Source organism: Mesorhizobium tianshanense (assembly GCF_007830515.1).
Lineage (GTDB): Bacteria > Pseudomonadota > Alphaproteobacteria > Rhizobiales > Rhizobiaceae > Mesorhizobium > Mesorhizobium tianshanense.
Window position 1 is genome coordinate 112,461 of sequence record NZ_VLKT01000009.1, and the last position, 24,619, is coordinate 137,079.

The 24,619-nt window shown below is 62.5% G+C and carries 28 protein-coding genes; 11 read left to right on the forward strand and 17 right to left on the reverse strand.

Annotated features, from left to right (window positions below; all coding sequences use genetic code 11):
- Positions 1 to 9: 9 nt before the first annotated feature.
- From IQ26_RS09270 to IQ26_RS09285, 4 genes are all read right to left on the reverse strand, one after another.
- Positions 10 to 735 (reverse strand): SDR family oxidoreductase, encoded by a 726-nt coding sequence (locus IQ26_RS09270; protein WP_145716092.1) that lies wholly within the window; start codon positions 733 to 735, stop codon positions 10 to 12.
- A 64-nt stretch (positions 736 to 799) separates the two neighbouring features.
- Complete coding sequence (locus IQ26_RS09275; RefSeq protein ID WP_145716095.1) at positions 800 to 2,305, reverse strand: ABC transporter substrate-binding protein; 1,506 nt, start codon at positions 2,303 to 2,305, stop codon at positions 800 to 802.
- 59 nt (positions 2,306 to 2,364) lie between these two features.
- A complete protein-coding gene (locus tag IQ26_RS09280) occupies positions 2,365 to 3,237 on the reverse strand; it encodes a carbohydrate ABC transporter permease (protein WP_145716097.1) in 873 nt (290 codons plus the stop codon).
- Position 3,238: 1 nt separating this feature from the next.
- Positions 3,239 to 4,126 (reverse strand): carbohydrate ABC transporter permease, encoded by an 888-nt coding sequence (locus IQ26_RS09285; RefSeq protein ID WP_145716099.1) that lies wholly within the window; start codon positions 4,124 to 4,126, stop codon positions 3,239 to 3,241.
- Between the two features lie 155 nt (positions 4,127 to 4,281).
- Here IQ26_RS09285 and IQ26_RS09290 point away from each other — a divergent pair, with 155 nt between their 5' ends.
- Positions 4,282 to 5,202, forward strand: coding sequence for a sugar-binding transcriptional regulator (locus IQ26_RS09290; protein WP_162457903.1), 921 nt, complete (start codon positions 4,282 to 4,284; stop codon positions 5,200 to 5,202).
- A 189-nt stretch (positions 5,203 to 5,391) separates the two neighbouring features.
- On the opposite strand, the gene IQ26_RS09295 is transcribed toward IQ26_RS09290, so the two are convergent.
- A complete protein-coding gene (locus IQ26_RS09295; RefSeq protein ID WP_145716103.1) occupies positions 5,392 to 6,195 on the reverse strand; it encodes an HAD-IIB family hydrolase in 804 nt (267 codons plus the stop codon).
- A 4-nt stretch (positions 6,196 to 6,199) separates the two neighbouring features.
- Entirely contained in the window at positions 6,200 to 7,528 is a 1,329-nt protein-coding gene (locus tag IQ26_RS09300; protein ID WP_145716104.1) for a sn-glycerol-1-phosphate dehydrogenase, read from the reverse strand.
- A 139-nt stretch (positions 7,529 to 7,667) separates the two neighbouring features.
- Between IQ26_RS09300 and IQ26_RS09305 the strand changes: the two genes are divergently transcribed.
- Both IQ26_RS09305 and IQ26_RS09310 read left to right on the forward strand, forming a co-directional pair.
- Positions 7,668 to 8,651 (forward strand): sugar-binding transcriptional regulator, encoded by a 984-nt coding sequence (locus IQ26_RS09305; RefSeq protein ID WP_145716106.1) that lies wholly within the window; start codon positions 7,668 to 7,670, stop codon positions 8,649 to 8,651.
- Positions 8,652 to 8,689: 38 nt separating this feature from the next.
- Positions 8,690 to 10,186, forward strand: coding sequence for a xylulokinase (locus IQ26_RS09310; RefSeq protein WP_145716108.1), 1,497 nt, complete (start codon positions 8,690 to 8,692; stop codon positions 10,184 to 10,186).
- A gap of 20 nt (positions 10,187 to 10,206) precedes the next feature.
- Here IQ26_RS09310 and IQ26_RS09315 read toward each other — a convergent pair whose 3' ends face one another.
- Positions 10,207 to 10,563 carry an ArsC family reductase gene (locus IQ26_RS09315; RefSeq protein ID WP_145716110.1) on the reverse strand — a complete coding sequence of 119 codons (357 nt, stop codon included), beginning with the start codon at positions 10,561 to 10,563 and terminating at the stop codon, positions 10,207 to 10,209.
- Positions 10,564 to 10,743: 180 nt separating this feature from the next.
- Between IQ26_RS09315 and IQ26_RS09320 the strand changes: the two genes are divergently transcribed.
- On the forward strand, positions 10,744 to 11,103 hold the full coding sequence (locus tag IQ26_RS09320) for an ArsR/SmtB family transcription factor (RefSeq protein WP_145716243.1): 360 nt from the start codon (positions 10,744 to 10,746) through the stop codon (positions 11,101 to 11,103).
- A gap of 2 nt (positions 11,104 to 11,105) precedes the next feature.
- Positions 11,106 to 11,585 (forward strand): SRPBCC family protein, encoded by a 480-nt coding sequence (locus tag IQ26_RS09325; RefSeq protein ID WP_145716245.1) that lies wholly within the window; start codon positions 11,106 to 11,108, stop codon positions 11,583 to 11,585.
- A 20-nt stretch (positions 11,586 to 11,605) separates the two neighbouring features.
- Here the strand turns inward: IQ26_RS09325 and IQ26_RS09330 are convergent, their stop codons facing one another.
- Complete coding sequence (locus IQ26_RS09330; protein WP_240547044.1) at positions 11,606 to 12,079, reverse strand: 2'-5' RNA ligase family protein; 474 nt, start codon at positions 12,077 to 12,079, stop codon at positions 11,606 to 11,608.
- Here IQ26_RS09330 and IQ26_RS40320 point away from each other — a divergent pair.
- The 3 genes from IQ26_RS40320 to IQ26_RS09340 all read left to right on the forward strand — a co-directional run bounded on the left by IQ26_RS40320 (position 12,011) and on the right by IQ26_RS09340 (position 12,989).
- Positions 12,011 to 12,244, forward strand: a complete 234-nt coding sequence (locus tag IQ26_RS40320; protein ID WP_240547045.1) for a hypothetical protein — start codon at positions 12,011 to 12,013, stop codon at positions 12,242 to 12,244. The two genes, IQ26_RS09330 and IQ26_RS40320, sit on opposite strands and share 69 nt — an antisense overlap.
- A gap of 74 nt (positions 12,245 to 12,318) precedes the next feature.
- A complete protein-coding gene (locus tag IQ26_RS09335; RefSeq protein ID WP_145716113.1) occupies positions 12,319 to 12,585 on the forward strand; it encodes an AbrB/MazE/SpoVT family DNA-binding domain-containing protein in 267 nt (88 codons plus the stop codon).
- On the forward strand, positions 12,582 to 12,989 hold the full coding sequence (locus IQ26_RS09340; protein ID WP_145716114.1) for a type II toxin-antitoxin system VapC family toxin: 408 nt from the start codon (positions 12,582 to 12,584) through the stop codon (positions 12,987 to 12,989). The genes IQ26_RS09335 and IQ26_RS09340 overlap by 4 nt, the downstream gene beginning before the upstream one ends.
- A 7-nt stretch (positions 12,990 to 12,996) precedes the next feature.
- Here IQ26_RS09340 and IQ26_RS09345 read toward each other — a convergent pair whose 3' ends face one another.
- The 7 genes from IQ26_RS09345 to IQ26_RS09375 are packed head-to-tail and all read right to left on the reverse strand — an operon-like array spanning position 12,997 to position 19,611.
- Positions 12,997 to 13,980: a 2-dehydropantoate 2-reductase gene (locus IQ26_RS09345; protein ID WP_145716115.1), complete on the reverse strand. Its 984-nt coding sequence runs from the start codon at positions 13,978 to 13,980 to the stop codon at positions 12,997 to 12,999.
- A gap of 2 nt (positions 13,981 to 13,982) precedes the next feature.
- Positions 13,983 to 15,515, reverse strand: a complete 1,533-nt coding sequence (locus IQ26_RS09350) for an acyl--CoA ligase (protein WP_145716116.1) — start codon at positions 15,513 to 15,515, stop codon at positions 13,983 to 13,985.
- Positions 15,508 to 16,206, reverse strand: a complete 699-nt coding sequence (locus tag IQ26_RS09355) for a fumarylacetoacetate hydrolase family protein (RefSeq protein WP_145716247.1) — start codon at positions 16,204 to 16,206, stop codon at positions 15,508 to 15,510. The genes IQ26_RS09350 and IQ26_RS09355 overlap by 8 nt, the downstream gene beginning before the upstream one ends.
- Positions 16,207 to 16,208: 2 nt before the next feature.
- Positions 16,209 to 16,964, reverse strand: coding sequence for an ABC transporter permease (locus IQ26_RS09360; RefSeq protein WP_145716117.1), 756 nt, complete (start codon positions 16,962 to 16,964; stop codon positions 16,209 to 16,211).
- A gap of 6 nt (positions 16,965 to 16,970) precedes the next feature.
- Positions 16,971 to 17,774, reverse strand: a complete 804-nt coding sequence (locus IQ26_RS09365; protein WP_145716118.1) for an ABC transporter ATP-binding protein — start codon at positions 17,772 to 17,774, stop codon at positions 16,971 to 16,973.
- A gap of 1 nt (position 17,775) precedes the next feature.
- The gene (locus tag IQ26_RS09370; RefSeq protein WP_145716120.1) at positions 17,776 to 18,603 is read right to left on the reverse strand and encodes an ABC transporter permease; all 828 of its coding nucleotides are present in this window, start codon (positions 18,601 to 18,603) and stop codon (positions 17,776 to 17,778) included.
- A 12-nt stretch (positions 18,604 to 18,615) separates the two neighbouring features.
- The gene (locus tag IQ26_RS09375) at positions 18,616 to 19,611 is read right to left on the reverse strand and encodes an ABC transporter substrate-binding protein (RefSeq protein WP_145716122.1); all 996 of its coding nucleotides are present in this window, start codon (positions 19,609 to 19,611) and stop codon (positions 18,616 to 18,618) included.
- A gap of 179 nt (positions 19,612 to 19,790) precedes the next feature.
- Here IQ26_RS09375 and IQ26_RS09380 point away from each other — a divergent pair, with 179 nt between their 5' ends.
- Positions 19,791 to 20,483: a FadR/GntR family transcriptional regulator gene (locus tag IQ26_RS09380; protein WP_126043905.1), complete on the forward strand. Its 693-nt coding sequence runs from the start codon at positions 19,791 to 19,793 to the stop codon at positions 20,481 to 20,483.
- 66 nt (positions 20,484 to 20,549) lie between these two features.
- Here IQ26_RS09380 and IQ26_RS09385 read toward each other — a convergent pair whose 3' ends face one another.
- Both IQ26_RS09385 and IQ26_RS09390 read right to left on the reverse strand, forming a co-directional pair.
- Positions 20,550 to 21,977: an aldehyde dehydrogenase family protein gene (locus IQ26_RS09385; protein ID WP_145716125.1), complete on the reverse strand. Its 1,428-nt coding sequence runs from the start codon at positions 21,975 to 21,977 to the stop codon at positions 20,550 to 20,552.
- 40 nt (positions 21,978 to 22,017) lie between these two features.
- Positions 22,018 to 22,233, reverse strand: coding sequence for a TOBE domain-containing protein (locus tag IQ26_RS09390; protein ID WP_240547040.1), 216 nt, complete (start codon positions 22,231 to 22,233; stop codon positions 22,018 to 22,020).
- Positions 22,234 to 22,409: 176 nt separating this feature from the next.
- Here IQ26_RS09390 and IQ26_RS09395 point away from each other — a divergent pair, with 176 nt between their 5' ends.
- Both IQ26_RS09395 and IQ26_RS09400 read left to right on the forward strand, forming a co-directional pair.
- Positions 22,410 to 23,567, forward strand: coding sequence for a fumarylacetoacetate hydrolase family protein (locus IQ26_RS09395; protein WP_145716127.1), 1,158 nt, complete (start codon positions 22,410 to 22,412; stop codon positions 23,565 to 23,567).
- 79 nt (positions 23,568 to 23,646) lie between these two features.
- Positions 23,647 to 24,441, forward strand: a complete 795-nt coding sequence (locus IQ26_RS09400) for an SDR family oxidoreductase (RefSeq protein WP_145716129.1) — start codon at positions 23,647 to 23,649, stop codon at positions 24,439 to 24,441.
- The last annotated feature ends 178 nt before the right edge of the window (positions 24,442 to 24,619 follow it).

Here is a 24,619-nt window from a genome sequence, read left to right on the forward strand (position 1 = left end):
GGCGGGTCGTCAGTATTTCTGCCTGGTCGGCGTGATGACGATTTCCTGCACGAGAGCGTTCTGTGGCATCTGGTAGGTGTGCAGCATGAGGTCAGCGACGTGCTCCGGCCCGATCCCGCCGCCGATCTTGAGCTTGTTGGCCTTGTAGTTGGCCAGCGTCTGCGGATCGAGGACGCCGCTCAGAACTTCGGTTTCGATCACCCCGGGCGAAAGCACGACCACGCGGACGTCATAGTCGGAAAGATAGTCGCGCAGCGATTCCGACACGGCGTGAACGAAGAATTTCGTCCCGCAGTAAACGGTATGATCCGGATAGACCTTCCGGCCAGCGATCGAACTCATCATGAACAGCGTCCCATGACGGCGCTCCATCATGCCCGACATCACCGCGTGGACCGAATTCAGCACGCCTTTCGTATTGATGTCGATCATCTCGTCCCATTCCTCGGGCGGCTGGCGGCCTATATCGGCAAGACGCGCAATGCCCGCATTGGCGAATAGCATGTCGACCGGTCCGTATTTGGCTTCCGCCTCCTTTACGGCGGCCGCGATTGCGGCGCGATCCCGGACATCGACCTGCCGGGCCGTGCTGTCGGGCAGGTTCAGCGCCTCCATGCGCTCCAGACGGCGGGCCATCATCAAAACAGGGTGGCCGGCGCGCGAAAACGCCTTGGCGACGGCCTCGCCGATACCGGAACTCGCTCCTGTCACCGCTACGAGCTGTTTTCCAGCCATTGCTTTTCCTCTTGGGAATTGTCGATACCCAGGATGGCGGCCTCAGGCCGCCACCCTGGAACACTCAGCTCTTAGCGACGAGATCGTCGACCTGGGTTTTCAGAGCGTCGAGCGACTCCTTGGCCGTGCCCGACTGGCCGGCGAAGTACTTGCCCAGCGCAACCGGGATCATGTCGCTCGAGAGTTCCGCCCATGCCGGCAGGTCGGGCTCGGATCCCATGTAGTTGGCGATGGTGTCGCGCACGACCGGCAGATGGCGGGTCGTACCAGCGCCGACACGGGCATTGGCCAGCACGCGCGGATCGTCATAGACACTGGTGCGCGTTGGGCCCGTACCGCCGCCCAGAACGGTTATCAGCGCCTGGGTGTCGGCTGAAGTCGCCCACTGCATGAAAATCCAGGCAGCGTCCGGATTCTTCGAATATTTCGACACCGCGAGCGAAGAACCGCCTTGGTGACCAACGCCCGGAATTTCGCCGAATCCGGTCTGTTCGACCGTGCGTAGCGTGGCGGCTGGCTTCGGCGGAACCATCGCTTCCATCAGACCGGAGACCTTGGAGGCGTTGGGATCGTCGAAGAACGGGAAGAATTCGCCCCAGGACAGCATCGAGGCGGCAACGCCCTGGCCAACCGACTGGCCCTCACCATCCCATGTCCAGCCATCGACGCCGGGCGGCATCGTCGCCTTGAGCTTGTCCCAGTAGGCCATCGCGGCCAACCCTGCGTCGTCGTTGCCGCTGAATTTGCCGTCGGCGCCGAAAATCGAGCCGCCATGGCCCCAAAGCCACGCCGTCCAATCGCATTCGAGGCTGTAATGGCCCGATTTCATCTGGCCGCTGGTGCCGTACATGTTCGGGCCCTTGGCGTCGGTGATCGCCGCGGACGCCTGCAGCAAATCCTCCAGCGTGGCTGGAGGCGGCAGCTTGAGCTCGTCCCAGATGTCCTTGCGGTACTGCGTGATGAAGATCGGGATGTCGTAGGGCACGCCGACCATGCGATCCTCGTACATGGCGATACCGTCGACGAGCGGCTTTAGGAAGTCGTCGATGTTGTAGTTCGGCATCGCCAGATCGGCATTCTTGAGCTGCTCGCGCGGATCGAAGACGTCCTGGCTGAAGCTCGCCGCCCAGCTCTGGTCGATATAGTAGAGGTCGTATGTGCCGAGGCTCGACGCCACGTCGAGCGTCAGCTTTTGCAGCACCTGCTCGAGCGGCAGCACTTCGATCTCGACCTTGATGCCGGTAGCCTCCTCGAAATACTGCTTGAGCTGCGTAGCGATGGCGTTCGACGGCGGCGTCGATTCGGTGGCGAGACGCAGCGTCGTTCCGGCAAAGGGCTTACCGACATCCGAGAGCCACTTGGTGATTTCGGCGCTGGGCTTCAGTTCCTGTTCCTGAGCCGATGCCTGGCTGATGCCGTAGAACGGACGTCGTCCCAGACCCATGCCGAGCGCGCCGGCGCCGAGGCCGAGAATGCTTGCTGCGCGAAGAAACGAGCGCCGGTCCATCTGTCCGCGAACGAAGCGATCGGTGACAGAGGCAAGATGCGCCTTTCTGATGCTGTCTTTCATTGTCTACTCCTCCGGTTTAATTCGCGATTTTCACAAGGCTGCGAATTCGAGCCTCCCATCTATTGTTTCAACGATCCCATCGTGAGACCGCGCACGAGATGCTTTTGAACCAACAGAATGAAGATGAAAGCAGGAATGATGGATGCGGCTCCAAGCGCGGCCATGTTGCCCCAGGCGGTGCCGATCGAGGTTACGAAGGTCGACGAGACGACAGGCACTGTCTTGAGCGACGTGGTGGTCAGGGTCAGCGCAAAGAGGAATTCGGTCCAGCTGAAGATGAAGCAGAGGACCGCCGTGGCGGCGACGCCGCCCTTGGCCATCGGCAGCACAATCCGCCGGAAGATCATGAAGCGGCTGGCGCCATCGACGATCGCGCTCTCGTCGATCTCGGAGGGAATGTCGTCGAAGAAGCTCTTCATCAGGAGGACGGCGAGCGGCAGGTTCATCAGCGCGTGGATCAGCACCATGCCGGTATAGGTGTCGATGAGCCCGAAATTCTTGTAGATGAAGAACATCGGAACCGCGACCGCGACAGGCGGCATCATGCGCGTGGACAAAACCCATCCGACGAAACTATGCCGGCCGCGGAAGTTCATGCGCGACAGGGCGTAGGCGGCAACCGTGGCGATGGCGACGGCGAGCACGGTCGACAGCGTCGCGATCACGATCGAATCCCAGACGCGGGGCGCCATGTAGAAATTGCCGCCGCCCGGCGTCACGGTGATGCCGCCGCTGCCCAGCGAAATCCCGAACACCTTCTGGAAATTGTCGAAGGTCGGCGTGAAGGCGAACAGTTTTGGCGGCCGGTTGAAGATGTCATTGCCGTGTTTGAACGCCACCGACGTCCAGTAGTAGATCGGAAAGAAGAAGACTGCGACCACAACCCAGGCGGCGATGGTACGAAGCATGCGCGTTGAGAAGGAGCCGTTCATTCTACCATTTCACCTTCGCAATACGGATGAAGAGGTTGGCAATGACGAGGATGATTACGAGGGTGACGAGGCTGAGCGTGGCGCCATAGCCCCACTTTACGAAGCTGAACGTCTGCTGCCAGGCATAGAGGGAAAGCGAATAGGTCGCCGCTCCCGGCCCACCGGATGTCATGACGAAGACGTAGTCGAAGACGCGGAAGAGATCGATGCCGCGGACCAGGACGGCGATCGCGATCACCTTGGACATCATCGGCAGGGTGATGCGCCGGAAAATCTGGAACGACGACGCGCCGTCGATCATCGCGGCCTCGTAAGGCTCCGGCGGTAGCGCCCTGAGACCGGCAAGGAAGATGAGGACCATGAACGGCGTCCACTGCCAGATTTCCGCGACGAGAACGCCGGCAAGCGCGGTCGACGCCGTGGCGAGGATGGGATTGTTCGGATTGAGCAGGCCAATCGACTGCAGGAGATAGCTGATCACCCCGAACTGCGGATCCTCCATCAGCAGATACATCATGCCGACAATGGCCGGCGGGATGACGAGCGTCATCGTCAGCACGCCGCGCAGGAATCCGAAACCGAAGCCGTCGCTGTCCAGGAGCAGCGCGATCGCCATGCCGAGCACCAGTTCAAAGGCCAGCGCGATGGCGAAATAGGTGAAGGTGATGACGAGCGACTGCCAGAAGCGCGTGTCGTTCCAGAGCTGCACCCAGTTTTCCGTTCCGACGAATTCGAGTGCCCGCCTGCGCGGGACGAACTCGTGGAAGCTCAGCCAGATGTTGTAGATCAGGGGATAGACGGTGAAGACAAGCAGGATCGCCACCAGCGGCAGCAGCCAGGGCAGCGGATGGTCCGAAATGACGAAACGTCTGGCTTGGGCAACCCGCACGCGTTCCTCCCGAACCGCTTCGTTTTGCGATGCACAAATGTTCATATCTTGTGCATTTGTTCAAATGCTATATCGTCACCATGTCCGAAGCAAGCGCTTGTTGGCCGGCGACAGCGGCGTTCGGACGGGTGCGCCACCAGCATCGGAGAACCCTCATGACGTCGATCGGTCTCCTGGCCCGGGTTGCCCATCAATATTTCGTGCTGGGCGAAACGCAGCAGGCCATCGCCGAGCGGCTGCAGATCAACCGCACCAAGATCCACAGGCTGCTCGCCGAGGCCAAGGAGCGCGGCATCGTCTCGATCCGCATCAATGCCGGGACGTCCCAGGCCCTCGAAATGGAAGAACAGCTCAGGCGGAAGTACCGGCTCGACATATGCAGCGTCACGCCAAACGACACCGGGTCGGAGCTCGGGCTCTCCGAAGTGATCGGCATCTATGCCGCGCAAACCGTTGAGACGCTGCTCAGGGACGATATGACGGTCGCCATGGCGTGGGGCCGAACCATGAGATGGCTCGCTTCCAACATCGAACCGGTGACGCTCAGGAACGTTACGGTCGTGCCGCTTCTCGGCTCTCTGTCGCGCCGGTCGTCGATCGACAAATATGACGCCGCCGCCGTCTTTGCCCAGCGCACTCAGGCCGAATCCTATTATCTCCCCGGACCCATCATCTGCGACAGCCGCGAAAGCCGCGAGACGATCCTGCAGCAACCGAGCGCGCGCGAGGTTATCCAGAAGGCGCTGAACGCCGACCTTGCGCTGATGAGCGTCGGCGGCACGACCAGCTCGACGCTTCGGAGCGTCGGTTATATGACGGACGAGGAATTCGACGACGTCCTGAGAATGAAGCCGATCGGGAACTTCCTCGGCTATTTCTTCGACCGGAACGCCGAACTCATCGACCATCCCGTCAATGAACGCATCGTCGGGGTTTACCCTCTCGACACGCTGAACATTCCCAAACGCATCCTTGTTTCCGGCGGAAAGAACAAGGTCGGCATCATGGCCAAGCTCCTGGAAAAAGGATTCTTCACCGGCCTCATCACCGACCAGGAGACAGGCGGTTCGCTCTGACATCCACCGGCCGGGATCGCTGCAGCAACCGCAGGTGCTGCGTGATGTTGCCCGGAACATCGCACTCGCTTTCATCTGAAAGCAGATTGGCACCGAATCTTGCCTAAGCCGTCCCTGGTTCTGTTCCATCGCCTGCAGAACATCCTTTGCGTCTTTTCCTGGCGGTCCACTTCGCGCCGGCCAATCAGGCTACCCCAACCTCCGATTTGCCAGGATCATGTCGGCAATCTCGACGAAGCCGCGGCCACCCCGCGAGGTGGCGACGAAAGCAGGCTCGGCGTCGATCTGTCCCTGGAAATCCATCACATTCGCGACCCCGAACGAGTTCGGAAAGAACCCAAACATCGGCGCGTCGTTCGGGCTGTCTCCGACAAACGCATAGGCCTGTCTTTCAACATCGAGATCGGTCCCGAGCCTCTCGTTTGCAAAGCGACGCGTCATCGACAGCTTGTCGTACCGGCCAAACCAGCCGTTCACATGGATCGACGAAATCTTGGCGACAGCGCCGGCTTCCTCGAATATCTGCTTGATGCGCCTGGCATCGGACATCGGCAGTGCCGGAACATCTTCGCAAAAGTCGATGGCCAGATCGGCTTCGCGATATTGCTGGTCGGCGGACACGGCCGAACCCGGCACTTCCCGGACAATGCGTTTTTCCAGTTCGGCGAGTCTGCGCCTGTTTTCCCGGCGTTCCTCAGCGCACGCCGCGAAAACCCGGACCATCTTTCGCGTTGGCTGATCGTAGGCGAAGTAAAAAGCGCCATTTTCGCCGACAACGCCCGTCACCGGCCAGAACCGGGCAATCATATCGCACCAGCCCGCGGGTCTCCCGGTAATGGGAGCGACGACGAGGCCTGCCTCACGCAGGCGTTCGAGCGCATGGTAGGCCTCGGCTGGAAGACGGCCCTCGGTCGTCAACGTATCGTCGATATCGCAGAAGACGCCGCGAATGCGCGACGCAGCTTCCGGGCCGAATTCGACGAGGTCGCGCATCCGGTCAGGCTTCCCCGCGAGCAAAATCCCCCAGCATTCCTGCATCCGCAGCAATGTCGAGGAACGAGAAGCGATTGCGCATCTCCCGGCAATGAACGACGGCTTCGCGATAGAAATCGGCTGGCGTGCCCAATTCGGCCGCCGAGATCGGCCCGCCGGTGGATTTCAGCAGGCGCCGCATCTCGTGGACAGGCAGCATGAATTGCTTGAGCTCCTGCCTGAGCGTCGGCCAGAGCTCCTGCAGCCGCTCGTTGAATGCGGCGGCGGCATTCTCGTCGAAGGCCTTCTTCTTCAATTCGTCGAGACATTGGGCGGCGACAGCCGGCCCCATGCGGCGCACCATGTCGTCGGGATCGATCTTCGTCGCCTTCACCACCGGCGGCTTGTCACTTGCAAGCATTGCTTGCTGCAATCGCGCCATCGTGAGTGAAGCGACGCCGACCTGGGTGCCGTGGAGCGTACCGGGGTGACGCTCGCCGGCGAAGCAGTCGATGTAGTGCGATATCTGATGCTCGCCCATGGAACCGTGATTGGAGACGCCGGTGAAGGAAATGCCGAGGCCGCAGAGCGTTAGCACGCGGTAGAGGTAGCCATTGGCCTCGATGTCGTGCTCGGCAAGCTTTGCCGCACGCTCGTTGAGCGCCGCCTCATCCTTTTCCTGGATGAGAAACGGTACCTGATGGTAGGCGGTGCCAAGCAGACGATGCGACATCCACCAGTCGATCTGGGCGACCGAGCGGCAAAGGCAGTCACCGAACCCCGCCGCCGACAGATAGGTCGGGGCGGCAGCGGAGACGCCAAGATCGACGAAAAAGCCTGACGGCGCATGGGAGGGGAGCGAGACTTTCAGGCCGCTTTCAAGTGTGATGGACGCGGTGGTCGATGTGTAGCCGTTCATCGAACCGGCCGTCCCGAACACGCAATAGCGCCGCTCATTCCTCCCGGTGACGAACTTGCAGAGATCGTTGATCGTGCCGGAACCGACCGCGACCACGGCATCCGCATCTGCGAGTTTGACGGCCAGGCTTTCGACATTGGCCATGTCGGCATGTGGGTGATCCAAAATCAGGACATCGACAGGGCCGAGCGTCTTCAGTTCGCGCGCAACGCGTTCGCCAAGCGCATCATAGGTCGCGGCATCGGCAACAACCGTGAACCGCTCACCCAGATCGAGCTCCGAAACAAGATCGGCCGCCCGGCCTTCGAGGCTTTCTTCGATGACAATCCGGTCATACGGCACCACGGCCTTTTTCCCGGTCTCCGGGCTGGTCCAGTTCCCGTCCAAAATGTCGTCGATCAATGTCGTCCAGGATCCGGCTGCCGGATTCGTCATGGCGTCCTCTTCTGGGGCAACTCTGTAATCGAGACGCAGGCGGGCTGCGCGATCAAACAATAGTCACCTATCCCTGTCTTTTGTCAAGCATGCGCCCGCAACGCTTGACTTCGTTCTGCAAACCTGCGGAAAAAGGGGCATGAATGCCGATGCCGACATCGACCTGGTCCGCCCCTCTGGGCTCTCGGCACTGCCGTCCGAATTCGACAGCGCGGTGGCGTGGGCTGCCTGGCTCTACTATGTCGACCAGCTTAACCAGAGCGATGTGGCCAAGGTTATGAACGTCTCCAGGGCGAGTGTGGTAAACTATCTGCAGGAGGCGCGCGAAAGCGGACTTGTCGCCGTGCAGGTCGACCACGACGCTTTTGCCCGCACCTTGACCTCGCGGCGTCTCATGGAAAAATACGGGCTTCGCGGCGCGGCGGTTATCCCCGACCTCGATCCCAGCGATGCCGACCGCCGCATCGGCGAAGCGGCAGGGCGGTTGCTCGCATCCATGGTCGATCCGGGCGACACGATCGGCGTTGCCTGGGGAAAGACCGTGCTCGCTGCCGCCCGCTCGATCCCACGACTACGGCATAATCGGAACCTCACCGTCGTCCAGCTCTCGGGAAGCTCGATCGGCACCAGCGATTTCTCACCGGAATTCTGCACCTCGCTGATGGCCAATCGGCTCGGCGCCCGCTGCATCAACCTGCTTGCCCCGGCGATCGTCTCCACCGACGAGCTGCACGACGAACTCATGCGGGAGCCGATGCTCGTCAACCAGTTCCGCATGATACATGCGGCCGGCAAGGTCATCTTCGGGATCGGCGATATCGGGCCGGAGAGCACCTATGCCCGAGCCGGGATATCGGATGCCGCCGCGCTTGCCGGCATGATCGAGCAGGGAGCGCTCGGGGTCATCATCGGGCGATTCATCGACGCTCAAGGGGCCGCTTTCGCAACTCCTCTCGACGGACGCACCGTCGGCATCACGCTCGACGAACTGAAAGCGGTGCCCGTCCGCATCTGTGCGGCCGGTGGCGCCCGCAAGATCGGGGCGATCAGGGCTGGGCTCGGCGGCGGATACGCGACACATTTTGTCACCGACCTGGCCACCGCGAACATTCTCTTGGAATAGCCAGGCTCGGCGGAACTCATCGTCTCGGGAGGACAATCATGGGAAGCAGCGACGAACCTCTTGTCGTCGGCCTCGACAGTTCCACGCAATCCTGCAAGGCGATTGCCTGGAGCCGGGACGGACGAGCCGTGGCGGAAGGCCGCGCGCCGCTCGATCTGATGAAGCCGAGGCCGGACTATGTCGAGCAGGAGGCCACCGATTGGTGGCGGGCCGCAACGGCGGCGCTGCGACAGCTCGTCGGCGCGGTCGATGCAAAACGCATCGCCGGTATCGCGATCTCCAACCAGCGCGAGACCGTTGCCCTCATCGACGGCGCCGGCGCGCCGATCGGACCCGCGAGCCTGTGGCTCGACGAACGCGCCGCCGGGCTGGTCGACCGTTTCGCGGCGGAAATCGGTCGTGAGCGGCTGCACGCGATCACCGGCAAGCCGATCGACGTGACGCCGGTCGTCTACCGCCTGAAATGGCTGCGCGAGAACGAGCCGAAACGGTTGGACGACGCTGACAAAATCCTCGACGTGCATGGCTATCTGACGCTGAAACTGACGGGAACGCCGAGTGCGAGCTGGACGAGCGCCGATCCGTTCGGCCTCTTCGACATCTCGCGCAAGGCATGGTCCCAGCCGATCCTCGATCACCTCGGCATCAAGCCGTCGCAACTTCCCAATGCGGTGCGGTCCGGCACGCGGGTCGGGACCGTTCATGCCGCGGCCGCTGCGGCAACTGGCCTCTCCGAAGGGACGCCGGTGATTGCCGCCGGCGGCGATGGGCAATGCGCCGGGCTCGGCGTCAATGCCATGCGCGACGGCGTCGTCTATCTCAATCTCGGAACTGCGATCATCGCGGGAATCTGGTCGCGGGAACCGGTGGTCGGCGCCTTTTGGCGTACCATGACCTCGCCGACAGGCGATGGCTATTTCCTCGAGGCAGTGCAGCGGGCGGGCGTCTATTTCGTCAACTGGTTCGTCGACACGTTTGCCGGCGGACGCTCCGATCCGGCGATCTTCGACCGCCTGGAACGGGAAGCGGCGGCCGTCCCGATCGGCTCGGACGGGCTTCTCGCCGGCACCACCCTGGTCGGCTGCATGGACCCGCATTGGGATCCGAGCGCACGCGCGAGCTTCATCGGCATGCACCCCTCGCACACGCTCGGTCACTTTTATCGTGCGGGGCTCGAGGCGATGACACTGCAAACCGCCCGGGCTCTCGAAGAGATGCGCGGCCATGGTCTTTCGCCGGCGCAAATGGTGGCGATCGGCGGCGGCGCCAACAGCAAGCTTTGGACAAAGATGATCGCGGACGCAACCGGGATCTCGATCCATAAGGGTCACAATGCTGAAGCCTCCTCCCTCGGCGCAGCCATCAGCGCCGCGGTCGGGACCGGATGGTTCGAGAGTTTTTCTGAGGCCGCGGACGCCATGACGAGCATCACTGAGACAATCGAACCGGACAGACGCGACCGCGAAGCGTGGGACGCGCTGTCGGCCAGGCAGGCCAAGGTCTTCCCCGCGACCCAATTCGCCTGGCGGAATTGAGATCGACGCGGGCGCTACACCTACTTCAGCCCACCCACCGCCTGCTGATAGACATCAGGCCTGAAGCCGACGAGGATACGGTCGCCAAGATCGAGGACCGGCCGCTTGATCATCGTCGGTTTGGCCAGCATCAGCGCCTTGGCCTTCTTCTCGTCGAGGCTCATCTTGTCCCTGTCCGACAGTTCGCGAAAGGTCGTGCTCGCCTTGTTGAGCAGGAGTTCCCAACCGACCTTGCCTGACCAGTCATCGAGCCGATCCGCGTCCAGACCTTCGACCCTGTAGTCGTGAAAGCGGTAGGCGACATCATGGCTCTCCAGCCAGACACGCGCCTTCTTGATCGTGTCGCAATTAGTGATGCCGTACATCGTGATGGTCAAAACCGGGGTCCCTCGGACTGATCGCTGGTCGTATCTGGCGGCACCCTAAAACCACGCTTCCCGCTTTGCCAGCGGCCCCGCCGGGCATCTCCGATTTTTTGGCCTTGCCAATACTAAGGAATTTTCCTAAGTATTGTGAACCGTCTTTGCCCGACGCGGTGACGCAAGGAAGACATGACCATGGCAACAAACCAGCAGTCCGCAAGTCCGAGCCCCCCACCGATCGACGGCATTTTCCGGGCGCTTGCCGACCCGACGCGCCGTCGTGTGGTGGAGCGGCTGAACAGAAGCCCCGCCTCGGTCGGTGAGCTTGCCCAGCCCTTCGACATGGCCCTGCCCTCCTTCATCGAACATCTGAAGGTGCTGGAAGGTTGCGGGCTGGTGCGCTCGCAAAAGGCCGGCCGCGTCCGGACCTACCAGCTCGCGCATGAGCCGCTGGAGCTTGCGGAAAACTGGCTGGCCGAGCAACGCGCGCTGTGGGAACGCCGCCTCGACCAGTTCGATGACTATGTGCTGAAACTCAAGGAAAGCGACAAATGAATATGACCCCGCTGTTCAAACCCGATCCGAGATTCGACCTTGTTCTCGAACGCGTTGTCGATGCGCCGCGAGAACTGCTCTGGACCGCCTACACCAAGCCCGAGCATGTCCGCCAATGGTTCACACCGAAACCGTGGATCATCACCGATTGCGAGATCGACCTGCGGCCCGGCGGCCTGTTCAGGACCCGCATGCAATCGCCTGATGGCAAGGAGGTCCACGACCGGCGTTGCTGCTACCTCGACATCGTGCCGAACGAGCGGCTGGTGTGGACCGATGCACTGCTGCCTGGCTATCGCCCGTCGGGGGATCCATTCATCACCGCGGTCATATCCTTCCAGCCGGAAGGCAAGGCGACACGCTACACCGCGACCGCCATCCACCGCGACGAAGCCACGCGCAATAACCACGAGGAGATGGGCTTTTACGACGGCTGGGGCACCGTGCTCGACCAGCTTGCGGCGTATGTCAGGAAGATATGAGGCGGCGGCCTCGCTTCGCGCTACATAGCCGCCAAGGAATCGTCATGGCCGTTCAGCTGCCAGCGTCCGAGCTCCTTATACAGACCCTGCCGAATGAGACTGTGGATGAGCACAAAATCACGCACAGTCCAGCCGATCGGTTCAACGATCCGTTCGCGAACTCTGGGAACACGCACCTCGTCACGGAGCAGTGTGACGTGCGGTTCGATGGAATTCGTCACAAAGGGCTTCAGCGGGCTGTCGGCAATGACGGCGGCGAGGTTGCGCCAGAATGCCTGCAGCGACGGGGCGCCATCACTGCCGCGTAGAACCAACGCGCCACCTCCAAAGGCCGACAACCAATCAAAACTCACATCGAAAGGTTTTGCCTCGATCATTGTGCCGATGCGGCAAGCGATTTCGACCAGGCCGCCAGGTAGTCCGTCATGGTCGCCAAGCCCAACAAGCGAGATGTGCAGGCGTTCTGCCTGAAACAGTATTCCTCGCAATCCCAACTCTCGGCGCCAGGCGGCGGCCCGGCGGACAAGCGCGGTGGCGACCACGTTCTCAACAAGAATGGCAAAAAATCAACCGGTCGTCCCGATGCCGATCCAAAAACGCGCAAACGCCTGCAAACTGGTTCGATGGGTGTAACCCTGCCGGCCCCCACGGGCGGATAGCCGGGGAAGGCCGGCGCTTGAACGTAATGCACTTTTGCATTATATTTCAGGTTAACCAATCAGGAGATTCTGCTATGACGACACTGACCGTAACGGCACGCGGGCAGGTCACTTTTCGGAAAGATGTGCTCCAACACCTGGGCATCAAGCCGGGAGAAAAAATTGAACTGGATTTGCTACCAGATGGCCGGGCAGAGCTAAGGGCATCGCAGCCGAAGGGATCGTTTCGGGACCTTCATGGCTTCCTGAAAGGGAAGACGAATGGCCAAGTTCTCACTATTGAGGAAATCAATGAGGCAATCGCCGAGGCTGGTGCGGCCGCCGGGGCCGGCAAGGAATGAAAATCACGGCTGATACGAATGTTCTGCTCCGCGCCTATGTGGCTGACGATGCCAAGCAGGCGAGTGCCGCTGTCGAGTTGCTGGCAACCGCGGATATCGTGGCTGTAAGCTTACAATCCCTCTGTGAATTCACGTGGGTCTTGGCCCGCCAATATAAGACTGCTTGCGAGGACATTTCCGCCGCGATCCGTGCCCTGCTGAATACGGAAAATGTCGTGGTCAATCGGCCCGCAGTTGAAGCTGGTCTATCGGTCCTTGATGCTGGTGGTGATTTTGCTGATGGTGTGATTGCCTATGATGGTAGCTGGCTGGGCGGGGAAGTCTTTGTTTCCTTTGACAGAAAGGCTGTGAAGCTTCTTTCTTCACAAGGGCGTTCCGCCCGCCTCCTAAAGGCGAGCGCCTGACTCGTGACTATATCAGATAGCACCCCCGCTCGATGGCGAGGCGGCGCACCAGCGCCAGCACGCTGTCGATGGTGGGCGTCGGCAGGCCAGTCAGCCGGCCAAGCTCCTGGACCGCCGTCACCAGCGCGTCGATCTCCATTGGCCGGCCGCGCTCCAGGTCCTGCAGCATCGAGGTCTTGTGCTCGCCGACATCCCCGGCGCCCTTGATCCGCCGGTCGACCGATATCGGGAAACGGACGCCCAGGCTTTCGCCGATCGCCTGCGCCTCCAGCATCATGGCGCGGGCAAGCGCGCGGGTTGCCTCATCGGCAGCGATCGCCGCAAGCGTGCTGCCGGTCAGCGCGGAAATCGGGTTGAAGGAGAGATTGCCCCAGAGCTTCACCCAGATCTCACTGCGGATGTCGTCGCGAACCGGCACCTGCAGCCCCGCCGCAACCATCTCCTCGGCAAGCCGCGTGACACGTTCGCTCTTCTCGCCCGAGGGCTCGCCGAGCGAGAAGCGTTTGCCCTCGATATGGCGGACCAGGCCGGGCGCATCCACCTCGGCCGCGGGATAGACGACCGAGCCGATGACGCGATCCGGCCCAAGCCGATCCCAGATCACGCCACCGGGATCCACCGCTTGCAATCGCGTGCCTTCGAGCGAGCCGCCGATCTTGTGGAAATACCACCACGGCACGCCGTTCTGCATGGTGACGACGGCCGTCCCCTCGCCCAGCAGCGGCGCGATCTGGTCGAGCGCTGGTGCGAGGGAATGGGCCTTGAGTGCCAACACGACATAGTCTTGGACGCCTAGCTCCTGCGCCTGCGCGGCGGCCCTGACAGAGGCGATGGAATCATGTCCGTCCTCGATCAGGTGAAGCCCGCCCGCCTTGATCGCATCAAGATGCGCGCCACGCGCCACAATCGACAGATCGACCCGGCCGGCCATGGCAAGTTTGGCCGCGAGATAGCCGCCGATCGCGCCGGCGCCAAAAATGGTGATCCGCATCATTATCCAAGGCCGGGTTTGGCAAGACCGAGTTTGGTCGCGAGACCAATGCGCTGCAGCTTGCCCGTCGCACCCTTCGGGATTTCGTCGAGGATCAGGACAATGCGCGGCACCTTGAAGTCGGCAAGCCGCAGCGCGGCAAAGCTGCGGATGTCGCCTTCGGTGGCGGCCATGCCCTCGCGCAGCACGATCGCAGCCGCGACCTCCTCGCCGAGCTTGTCGTGCGGCGTGGCGAAGGTGACGACCTGCGCCACCGCCGGATGGTCCATCAGCACGTCATCGACCTCGAGCGGCGAGATCTTCTCGCCGCCGCGGTTGATGATCTCCTTGAGCCGGCCGGTGACGCGAAGATAGCCGTCTTCGTCGAGGACGCCCTGGTCGCCGGTATGAAACCAGCCATGCGCGAAGGCCGTGGCATTGGCGTCCGGATTCTTCTCGTAGCCCGAGGTCACATTGGGTCCGCGAATGACGATCTCACCGGTCTCACCCGGCTTCAGCAATTGCCCATCGAGCGCCATCACCGCCACCTCCGGTCCGGCGGCAGCACCGACGCTGCCCGGCTTGCGCAGGCCCGGCGGCAGCCGGTTCGAGGCCATCTGGTGCGCGGCTTCCGTCATGCCGTAGGATTCGATCACCGGGCAGCCGAAGGTCGCCTCGAGCTCTGCCATCACCTGCGGCGGCAGCGATGCCGAGGAGGAACGGATAAAGCGCAAAGGCGCCGCGGCCAGCGCATCGGCATTGCGCGCCGCCCGCGGCAGTATCGCCTGATGCATGGTCGGTACGGCCGTGTACCAGCTCGGCCGCGCCTCGCTCAGCCAATGGAAGAAGCGCAGCGCGTTGAAGCCCGGCGTGCAGAAGACGCTGCCGCCGGCGGCGAGCGAGGACAGCACCGCCGCGATCAGCCCATGGATGTGGAACAGCGGCATGATGTTGAGGCAGCGATCGCCTGCCGTCAGGCCGAGCGTCGCGCCGATATGGGCGGCCGAGGCGGCAAGATTGGCATGGCTGAGCGGCACCAGCTTGGGCCGCGACGTGGTGCCGGATGTGTGCAGCAACAATGCAATGTCGCCGCTCTCCGCCAATTCTGGCGCAGCCGGCGGGCCGATCGGTTGGCCTTCGATCCTGAAGCTTCCGGCCGGCGCGTCACGCAGTGCTGCGAGCCTGAGCACGGCTATGCCCAGGCGCTCGGCAACGGTCACCGCCGGGCCGCTTTCGTCCTCGGCGACAAGGATCGCCTTGGCGCCGATGTCGGTCAGGTAGAAGTCGAGCTCGTCGGCCCGGTAGGCCGGGTTGAGCGGCGCCGTGGACGCCGCCGCGGCCACCGCGACGAAGGCCGTCGCCATCTCCGGCCCGTTCGGCAGCACGATGGCCACCCGGTCGCCACGGCCGAGGCCGAGCGCATTGAGCCGCGCAGCCGTTTCTGAGTTCAGGCGGCGCAGTCCGCCATGGGTGAGCGTCATCCGGTCGGGTGCCGAAATCGCCGGCGCGTCGTCTGCTCCGGCAGCAAGCCGTTCAACGATCGACGCTTCAGACAACGCGAACCTCTATGTCGCCGACGCCATCGATATGACCGCGAAGAACATCACCGCGAGTGACCGCCCCAACGCCCGCCGGCGTGCCGGAAAGAATGATGTCCCCCGGCATCAACGTGAAAAGACCCGACAGATAACTGATCATTTCCGAAACTTTCCAAATCATCTGGTTGAGGTCGCCGGTCTGTTTTCGCTCGCCATTGACGTCCAGCCAAATCGCCCCCTGGCCGGGATGGCCGATTGAGCTTGCCGGAACCAGCGGCGTGCATGGCGCCGATGCCTCGAAGGCCTTGCCGACCTCCCATGGACGGCCCATGTCCTTCGCCTTCCCTTGCAGGTCGCGTCGCGTCATATCGAGACCTACGCCATAACCGAAGACGCAGTCCAGAGCCTTTTCGACCGGGATATCCGTACCGCCGCTTTTCAGCGCCACGACCATTTCGATCTCGTGATGGACATCGTTGGAGGCCGGAGGATATGGAAATTCTCCCGTCGTATCGAGGTTGTCGGGGTTCTTCTGGAAGAAGAACGGCGGCTCCTTGTTGGGGTCGTGTCCCATCTCGACTGCATGCGCGGCATAGTTCCGTCCGACGCAATAGACCCGATGCACCGGGAATAACTTGTCGGTTCCCACCACCGGAATGCTCGGGATCGCGATCGGTTCGATGACGTAGCTTGAGGTCGTGCCGTGCATGTTCACTGTCTTGCTCCTGCATAGTATTCGACTTTGGCTTCGGCCCGTTCGATCAGTTCGGCAACCAGCAGGGCGAAGGCAAAAAGGATGATGGTAAGGGCCCAGAATTCGGCCATGCGGAAATTTCGCGAGAAGGTCTCGAACAGTGCACCGTAGCCGACGATGGCGACGAGCAACTGGCCGATGACGACGCCCTTGACGCCGCGGATGAGGCCGAGGCGGATGCCGGCAAGAATTTCCGGAAGCGCCGCCCAAAGGATGATCTTGGTATAAAGCGCCGGGCGCGAGGCGCCATAGGAACGCGCCATTTCGATCAGCGATGGCGAGATATGGCGGACCCCGGCGCGGGTGTCCAGAACGATGATCCAGATCGCAAACAGGAACACCGCCGCAACGATCGTCTTCTCGCCGAAGCCGAACAGGATCATCAGCACCGGGACGATCGCCGAGAGCGGCGCGCTTGAAAAGATGTTGACCCACATGCCGAGCAGGTCGTCGGCGATCTTGACGCGCCCCATCAGGATGCCCAGTGGCACGCCGATCACGATCGACAGGACCATGCCCATGGCGAAGGCGCGAAGGGTCGTGACCGTGGCGCTCTGCCAGGACGGGGTCTGCACGAGATCGACCGCTGCAGCCAGCACCTCGCTAAACGGCGGCAGCATGAAGACAAGGTCCAGCCGGCCGACGATTTCCCATACGACGCACCAGACGAGCAAGGATGCCATCATCGGTACACGGTAACCGAACAAGGTCATGGCCGATCATTCCACATATTGCTTCAGCCCCTGCCATATCTCCTCGACGGTATCGAGATAGTGCCTGTCGCGATGAATGCGCTCCGGGTCGCCGGAGCGGTCGATTGCCGGTTCGATGATCTGCGAAACCCGGCCGGGCCTCGGTGACAGCAACACGATGCGGTCGGAGATGTAGACCGCCTCCTCGATCGAGTGCGTCACGAAGATGAAGGTCTTGTTCTGGTTGGTGCGCAGCCGGATCAGGTCCTCCTGGAACTTGCGCCGGTTCTGCTCGTCGACCGCCGAAAACGGTTCGTCGAGGAGCAGGACGTCGGCATCGACCGACAATGCCCGCGCCAGGCCGACGCGCTGGCGCATGCCGCCCGACAGTTCGTGGGGATATTTGTCCTCGAAGCCGGCGAGGCCCACCTCGGCGATATAGCCGCGAGCGATCTCTTCGCGTTCGGCCTTGTTCGTGCCGCGCAACTCCAGCCCGAAGGCCACGTTGCGTGTCACGGTCGCCCAAGGCATCAGCGCGAAGTCCTGGAACACGAAAGCGCGTTCAGGACCTGGTGCGCTGACGCGCTTGCCGTTGATCGCGACGGTTCCGCCATCGGCCCGTATCAGCCCCGCTATGATCTTCAACAGAGTCGTTTTTCCACAACCGCTGGGCCCGAGAAGGCTGGTCAGCTTGCCGCGCGGGAAGTCGAGATCGATGCCGCGCAACGCCTCGACATTGCCGTAGGCCTTGGAAATTCCTCTCACTTCTACGATTGAATCGATCGGTGCGGGAACCGGAGACGGTCCGTTTCGCAATGCGGTCGCGCCCATGTCAAGCACCTCTACTCTCGGGCCTGAAAACACGGACTTCCACCCACTGCAGAAAGACAAGCGTCAGGGTGGAAAGCGCAATGATCGAGGCAATTGTTGCGTACATCTCGGCATAGTCCGCGCGCGAGCGGTGGAATGTGATGAGGTCGCCGATGCCGGTCGGGGTGATCAGCAGTTCAGCGAGCACCACGCCGACGAATCCAGCAGCGACACCGAGGCGCAAACCAGCAAAGATCACCGGGCTGGCGTCGGGAAGAATGATCTTGGCAACGGTCTGCCAACGTGTGCCCAGGAACGATCGGCACATGACGAGCAGCGACTCGTTGACGTTGCGCACGGCCTTGTAGGTGTTGAGCACGATGACCGGCAGCGCAAGGATCATGACGGCGAGCGTCTTGGCGGTCATGCCGATCCCGTAGACGAAGGTGACCATCGGAATGAAGGCGGCGACGGGCGCTGCCTGAAGCACGATGAAGACGGGGATCATCAGCCATTCACCGGTGCGCCACAGGCCACAGATCGTGCCGAGGCCGACACCCAGGAACGCCGACAGGACGACGCCGAGCACCAGCGGCTGCAGTGTCGAGAGGTAGGCGGTTGCCAAGCTCCCGTCGGCGAGCAGCCCGAAAAACGCGACGATCGTGTCGGAAAAGGTTGGGAAGGCGAAGCTGACCGGAATGCGACCGGCCACCTCCCAAATTCCGGCGAACATGGCGATCGACACAAGCCTGAGCAGGATTGGCTGGTCCCACGATGCGCCCGTTGCATTGCGATTGGAAAGTGGAGCGAGGCCGGCAGCCTCGCCGTCGGTTCTGATGCTTACGGCCATCCGGCAGGCCGCCTATTTCTTGCCGAGCTTGGCGACAGCGCGGTCGAGTACCGAGACATCCCAGAAGTCCTCGACCTTGAGGCTCGCAGGATCGCCTTCGATCTGGCCGGCAACGCTGAAGAAGGCAAAATCGTCGGCGGCCGCATCCGCTCCGCCGCCACTCAGGGCAAGGCTGCCGGCTTCCGCGGTTTCCTTGTAGTATTCGGTGATTTCGCTATCCGCTTCCGCGCCGAGATCCGGCAGCAATTTGTACTTGTTGCGGAATTCGACCGCGACAGCCGGGTTCTCGGTTATTTCCCGCGCGGTCTTCATCAATTCCTCGACCAGGATGTCAACGTCGGCGGCATTGTTCTTCAGATAGTCCGCGGTCGCGAAAAGCGCTTCGTCCGAGGCGCCGAGATCCTCGACCGGCAAAACGATGAACTTGCCGGGGGCTTCGGCCTCGAGCGCACGCCTGTTGGCGGCATCGACAATCGACGCCTTCAGCGTCCCCTGGAGCAACGCATTGCGGCGAACCTCGGAACCCGGGACATAGCTGATGTTGCCGAGCTTGATGCCGTGGTTCTTCGCCATCAGGAGCATGACCGCCTCGGTGCCGGAGCCGCGCGCCTGAACGGCGACTTCCTGCCCGTCAAGATCCTTCCATTCCTTGTAGAATTCGCTGTTGACGACAGGAAAGAAGCGCAGCGTCGATATCTGCGCGAAAATGCGGATCGGCACGCCTACCTTCTGGATCAGCGTATAGGGCGCGCCGATGCCGACATCGGCCTGGCCGCCGACAATCGCCTGCGCAGCCAGGTCTTCGTCATTGAGAATGATGAGTTCGACATTCACGCCGCGCTCCTTGGCGCGCTCTATGGCGGCGAGTGTCTGGATGGATTCGATCCCGGGAAGGTCGCCGAATGCGATGCGCATGTCGCCGGCACTTGCGGCCGCAAAGGGTGCCGCACTTGCCAGAACTGCGGCGAAAGCGGCGGCAAGGATGGTACGTCTGGATACGCTGGCCATTTGTCATTCCTCCCGTTTCTTGTAACCATTACCTTAATTGGTTAAGCCTGCAGAGCGGATTGGTCAAGGAGAAACTGCACCATTCCGGCCGCATCTGCCCAGAAGTCTTGGCAGTTGACGGTTTCTGCCAATCGTTTTAACACCAACAAAAGGAATCAATATGCGAATTGGTTAAATTGATGGACGATCCCGGCAATGGCGGCCACGCCGCCCTGGTTCAGCTTCAGGCCTATCTTGCCCAGATGGACCATTCTGGGGAAACGCGGCTGCCTGCCGAGCGGGAACTGTCCGAGAGCCTTGGCGTATCGCGCGGCGATCTGCGCAAGGCGCTGGCGGTGCTCGAGAAGGACGGCCGCATCTGGCGTCACGTCGGCAGGGGCACCTTCGTCGGCAGCGGACCCGTCGAGGAGACGATCGGCATTTCCGAAATCGCCGGGCGCACGAATCCGGCCGACGTGATGCGCGCGCGCCTCATCATCGAGCCCGAGATTGCGCGCGAAGCGGCGCTGCACGCGACGCTGTCCGACATCGCGGCGATGCGGCAATCGCTGGTGCAGACGCGGGAAGCCGGCACATGGCGGCAATACGAGAATATCGACAATCTGCTCCACCGGCAGATTGCGCAGGCGAGCCGCAACAATGTGCTGCTCGGCCTGTTCGATGTCCTGAACGCCGTGCGCCGGACCGTGGTCTGGGGACGTCTTCGTTCAGAAGGCGCCCGTCCCCCGGCAGACCATCACAGCTTCGCCGACCATGAGCGGATCGTCGAAGCGATAGCCGAGCGCGACCTGGGAGGCGCGGCCGCGGCGATGCGCCTGCATCTCCAGCAGGTCGAGCGGCGCTTGATACCGGTTCGCGAAGCGGCCGAATAGCTTGGATTGGCACGTAACAGTGCCGCGTGTCCTTCTTAGACGCGCGGCGCTGTCCGCGGTAATACGCTAGGCGCCGTAGCCGATGATGCCCTTGATCTCGAGGAAATCATGGATCGCCCAGTCGGCATACTCGCGGCCGTTGCCCGATTGCTTGTAGCCGCCGAACGGCGCGAACGTGTCCCACTCCGGATAGTTGATCGAAACCTGCCCGGCGCGCAAACGCCCTGACACAGTACGAGCGTGCTCGATATCCTTCGACTGCACATAGGCGGCTAGACCATAGACGGTGTCGTTGGCGATCTTCACGGCATCGTCGTCATCGTTATAGGAGATGACCGAAAGCACCGGCCCGAAGATCTCCTCCTTTTCGATGGTCATGCCGGGCGTGACGTGACCGAAGACGGTTGGCCGTACGTAGTAGCCGCGATTGAGATGTTCCGGCCGACCGGGTCCACCGGTGACCAGCGTCGCACCCTCGGAGATGCCGGCCTCGATCAACCGCTGGATCTTGTCGAACTGGATGTTGCTGACCACCGGCCCGAGCTTGGTCTCTTCCGAGCGCGGATCGCCGACCTTGTGCGCCTCGGCCGCCTTCTTGGCGATCGTCAGCGCCTCGTCGTGGCGGGCGGCCGGCACCAGCATGCGCGTCGGCGCGTCGCAGGACTGGCCGCTGTTGCCGAAACAGGCATTGACGCCCTGGCGCACGGCTTCCTCGAAGTCGGCGTCGGGCAGCACGATATTGGCCGACTTGCCGCCGAGTTCCTGCGCCACGCGCTTGACCGTCTCGGCAGCCGTCTTGGCGACGATGATGCCGGCCCGGGTCGAACCGGTGAACGAGACCATGTCGACATCGGGATGGCCGGCCATGACCTGTCCGACATCCGGGCCGGTGCCGTTGACCATGTTGTAGACCCCCTTCGGCGTGCCGGCCGCTTCCATCACTTCCGAAAAGACGATGCCGCTGATCGGCGCGATCTCGGAGGGCTTCAGCACGACCGTGCAGCCGGCGGCGATCGCCGGCGCCACCTTGCAGACGATCTGGTTGAGCGGCCAATTCCACGGCGTGATCAGCGCGCAGACGCCGATCGGCTCCTTGACCACCATGGTGGTGCCGCGCTTCTCGCCGAATTCGTAATCCTCCAGCGCCTTGATGGTGGATTCCATATGCGCCCTGCCCGCCCAGGCCTGCGCCTCGCGGGCCCAGGTGATCGGCGCGCCCATCTCCTGGCTGACGGCCTGCGCAATGTCCTCGTAGCGCTCGTTGTAAACCTCGAGGATGCGCTTCAGCAGCTTCAGGCGCTCGGCCTTGCTGGTCTGCGAAAAGGCCGGAAAGGCCGCCTTGGCCGCCGCCACGGCGCGATTGACATCGGCCTTCGAGCCAACGGAGATCTTCGTATAGGCCTCTTCGGTGGATGGGTCGATCACGTCCAGCGTTGCCGTCGCTACGGGCGCGACCCATTTTCCGTCGATGAAGAAGTTCAGATGATTGCTCATGGGTAGCGCTCCGGGTTTTCTGGGAAAGATGAGGGTCGGATTAGCTGGGCAGCATAGGGCAGTTAGCGCCACGGCGCAGGCTGATATGCGCCTCGTCGCCGACGCTGAATTGAAAACCTTCAGCCCGGCGCGGTGCATCGATCACCACCGGTATCCCCTGCCCCAACTCGGCGTGCAGGCGCAAGGTGCGGCCGTGAAAGACGATGCTGCTCACCCGCACCGGCGCGGTGCCGGTCGCAGCTTCGGTCGTCGCCAAAAGATGGGCGTCCGACGATGCGAAATGCAGCGGATGGGCTCGACCGCGAGGAACGGGATAGACCTTTGGCAGGAATTTGTTGAAAGTGCCGCCGCCGCCGGCCAGGCTTTTGACGAGCCATGGGTCCGGCGGCGACGACCGTCGCAGCAGAACAAGACAGCAGAGGACCGCAAGCCATGACGAACACCACTCTCCTGCCCGACGAGGGCCTCTTCATCGGCCGCGCCAGGACAAGCGATGTGCTCCATCCGCAGGTGGTCACGGTGCGCGGCGGAACGGTGTTCGACATCACGTCGAGCATGGCACCAACGGTGCGCGACATCTGCGAGATGCCGGACCCGGCAGGCTACGTCCACGCGGCCGGGGGCGAACCGATCGGATCGCTTGACGCGATCGCCGCCAACAGTCTCCAGGCCGCGCGCGATCCGCAAAAACCATACCTGCTTTCTCCGGTCGACCTGCAGGCGGTCAAGGCGTCGGGCGTCACCTTCGTCGTCAGCCTGCTCGAACGGGTCATCGAGGAGCAGGCGCGCGGCTCGGCGGAGAAGGCGGACGCCATTCGCGCCGACATTGCCGGGCTGATCGGCCATGATCTGTCAAAACTCAGACCCGGCTCGCCGGAGGCGATGGAGATCAAGGCGAAGCTCATCCAGCGCGGCGCCTGGTCGCAATATCTGGAAGTGGGCATCGGCCCCGACGCCGAGATCTTCACCAAATGCCAACCGCTGGCATCTGTCGGGTTCGGCGCCGATGTCGGCTTGCATCCGGTTTCAACCTGGAACAACCCGGAGCCGGAGATCGCCATGATCGCCGCCAGCAGCGGCAGGATCGTCGGCGCGACGCTCGGCAACGACGTCAATCTGCGCGACGTCGAAGGGCGTTCGGCGCTGTTGCTCGGCAAGGCCAAGGACAACAACGCCTCGGCGGCGCTCGGCCCGTTCATCCGACTGTTCGATGCAACATTTTCCATCGATGACGTGAAGCAGGCCACCGTGCGCCTGAAGGTCGAGGGCGAGGACGGTTTCTCGCTGGAGGGCGCCAGCTCGATGGCCGAGATCAGCCGCTCGCCGGAAGAGCTGATCGCCGCCGCCATGGGGCCGCATCACCAGTACCCGGACGGGCTGGCGCTCTATCTCGGCACCATGTTCGTGCCGTCGAAGGATCGCGGCGAAAAGGGCAAGGGTTTTGCGCACAAGGTCGGCGACATCGTCACCATCTCGTCGGAGAAGTTCGGCGCCCTGGTCAACCGGGTGCGGCTGTCGCCCGACTGTCCCCATTGGACCTACGGCGCCAGCCATCTGATGCGCGACCTCGCCGGGGCCGACCTCATCTAGTCCCCCAGCCTAACATCCGATAGGTTTCTAGAATTCCCTGATTGGAAATTACCTGCTCGTCGGCATTCGGGAGAGTCCATTGATCGTCGCTCTTGAGGGCAAGACCCTTGTCGTTACCGGCGGAACGCAAGGGCTTGGCGAGACCATCGCCCGGCTGGCCTCAGCCGGCGGCAGCGAAGGGATCGCCATTGCCGGCCGCAATGCCGAGCGTGGCGGACGCATCGCCGACGAGCTTTCACGACCAGGCCGGCCCGTCGTCTTCATCCAGGCCGACCTTGCAGATCCGGCCGCGCCTGCAGTCGTCATGGCGGAAGCGATCAAAAGACTCGGCCGCATCGATTGTCTGGTGAACGCCGCCGCCCTCACCGACCGGGCCTCGCTGGAAACTGGCACAATCGACGACTGGGACAGGTTGTTTTCCGTCAATGCGCGCGCACCGTTCTTCCTCATGCAGGCGGCCGTAGCCGACATGAAGACACGGCGGGCGGCGGGCGCCATCGTCAACATCCTGTCGGTGAATGCGCATTGCGGTGCGCCGGACCTTGCCATCTATTCCGCCACCAAGGGCGCACTTTCGACCCTGACCAGAAACATTGCCAACGCGCATCTTTCCGATCGCATCCGCGTCAACGGCATCAACATGGGCTGGGTAGCGACGCCGGCCGAACAAGAGATGCAGGCGCGCACGCTGGGCAAGGGCGAACACTGGGCAAAGATCGCCGCCGCCGACCTGCCGCTTGGTCGATTGCTGACCATGGACGAAGTCGCCCAGCTAACGCTGTTCCTGCTCAGCGACGCCTCCGGGCTGATGACCGGAACGCTGATCGACCTAGAGCAATCCGTGCTCGGCGCGCCGCCGCGCGGCATTGCATGATGGTCACAAGGCCGATCGTCAGCCTGCCCGGAAATATCACCCAAACTGATGCAATCTGATGGGACCGCTGATGGCGCCTCGGGTTGCGCCAACTACCACTGGCAAATGGAGGCTTGCCTTACGTCGAAAAAGCGGATGCTCTGGTCCGTCCAGATCGGCGCTGGCAAGAAATACGATC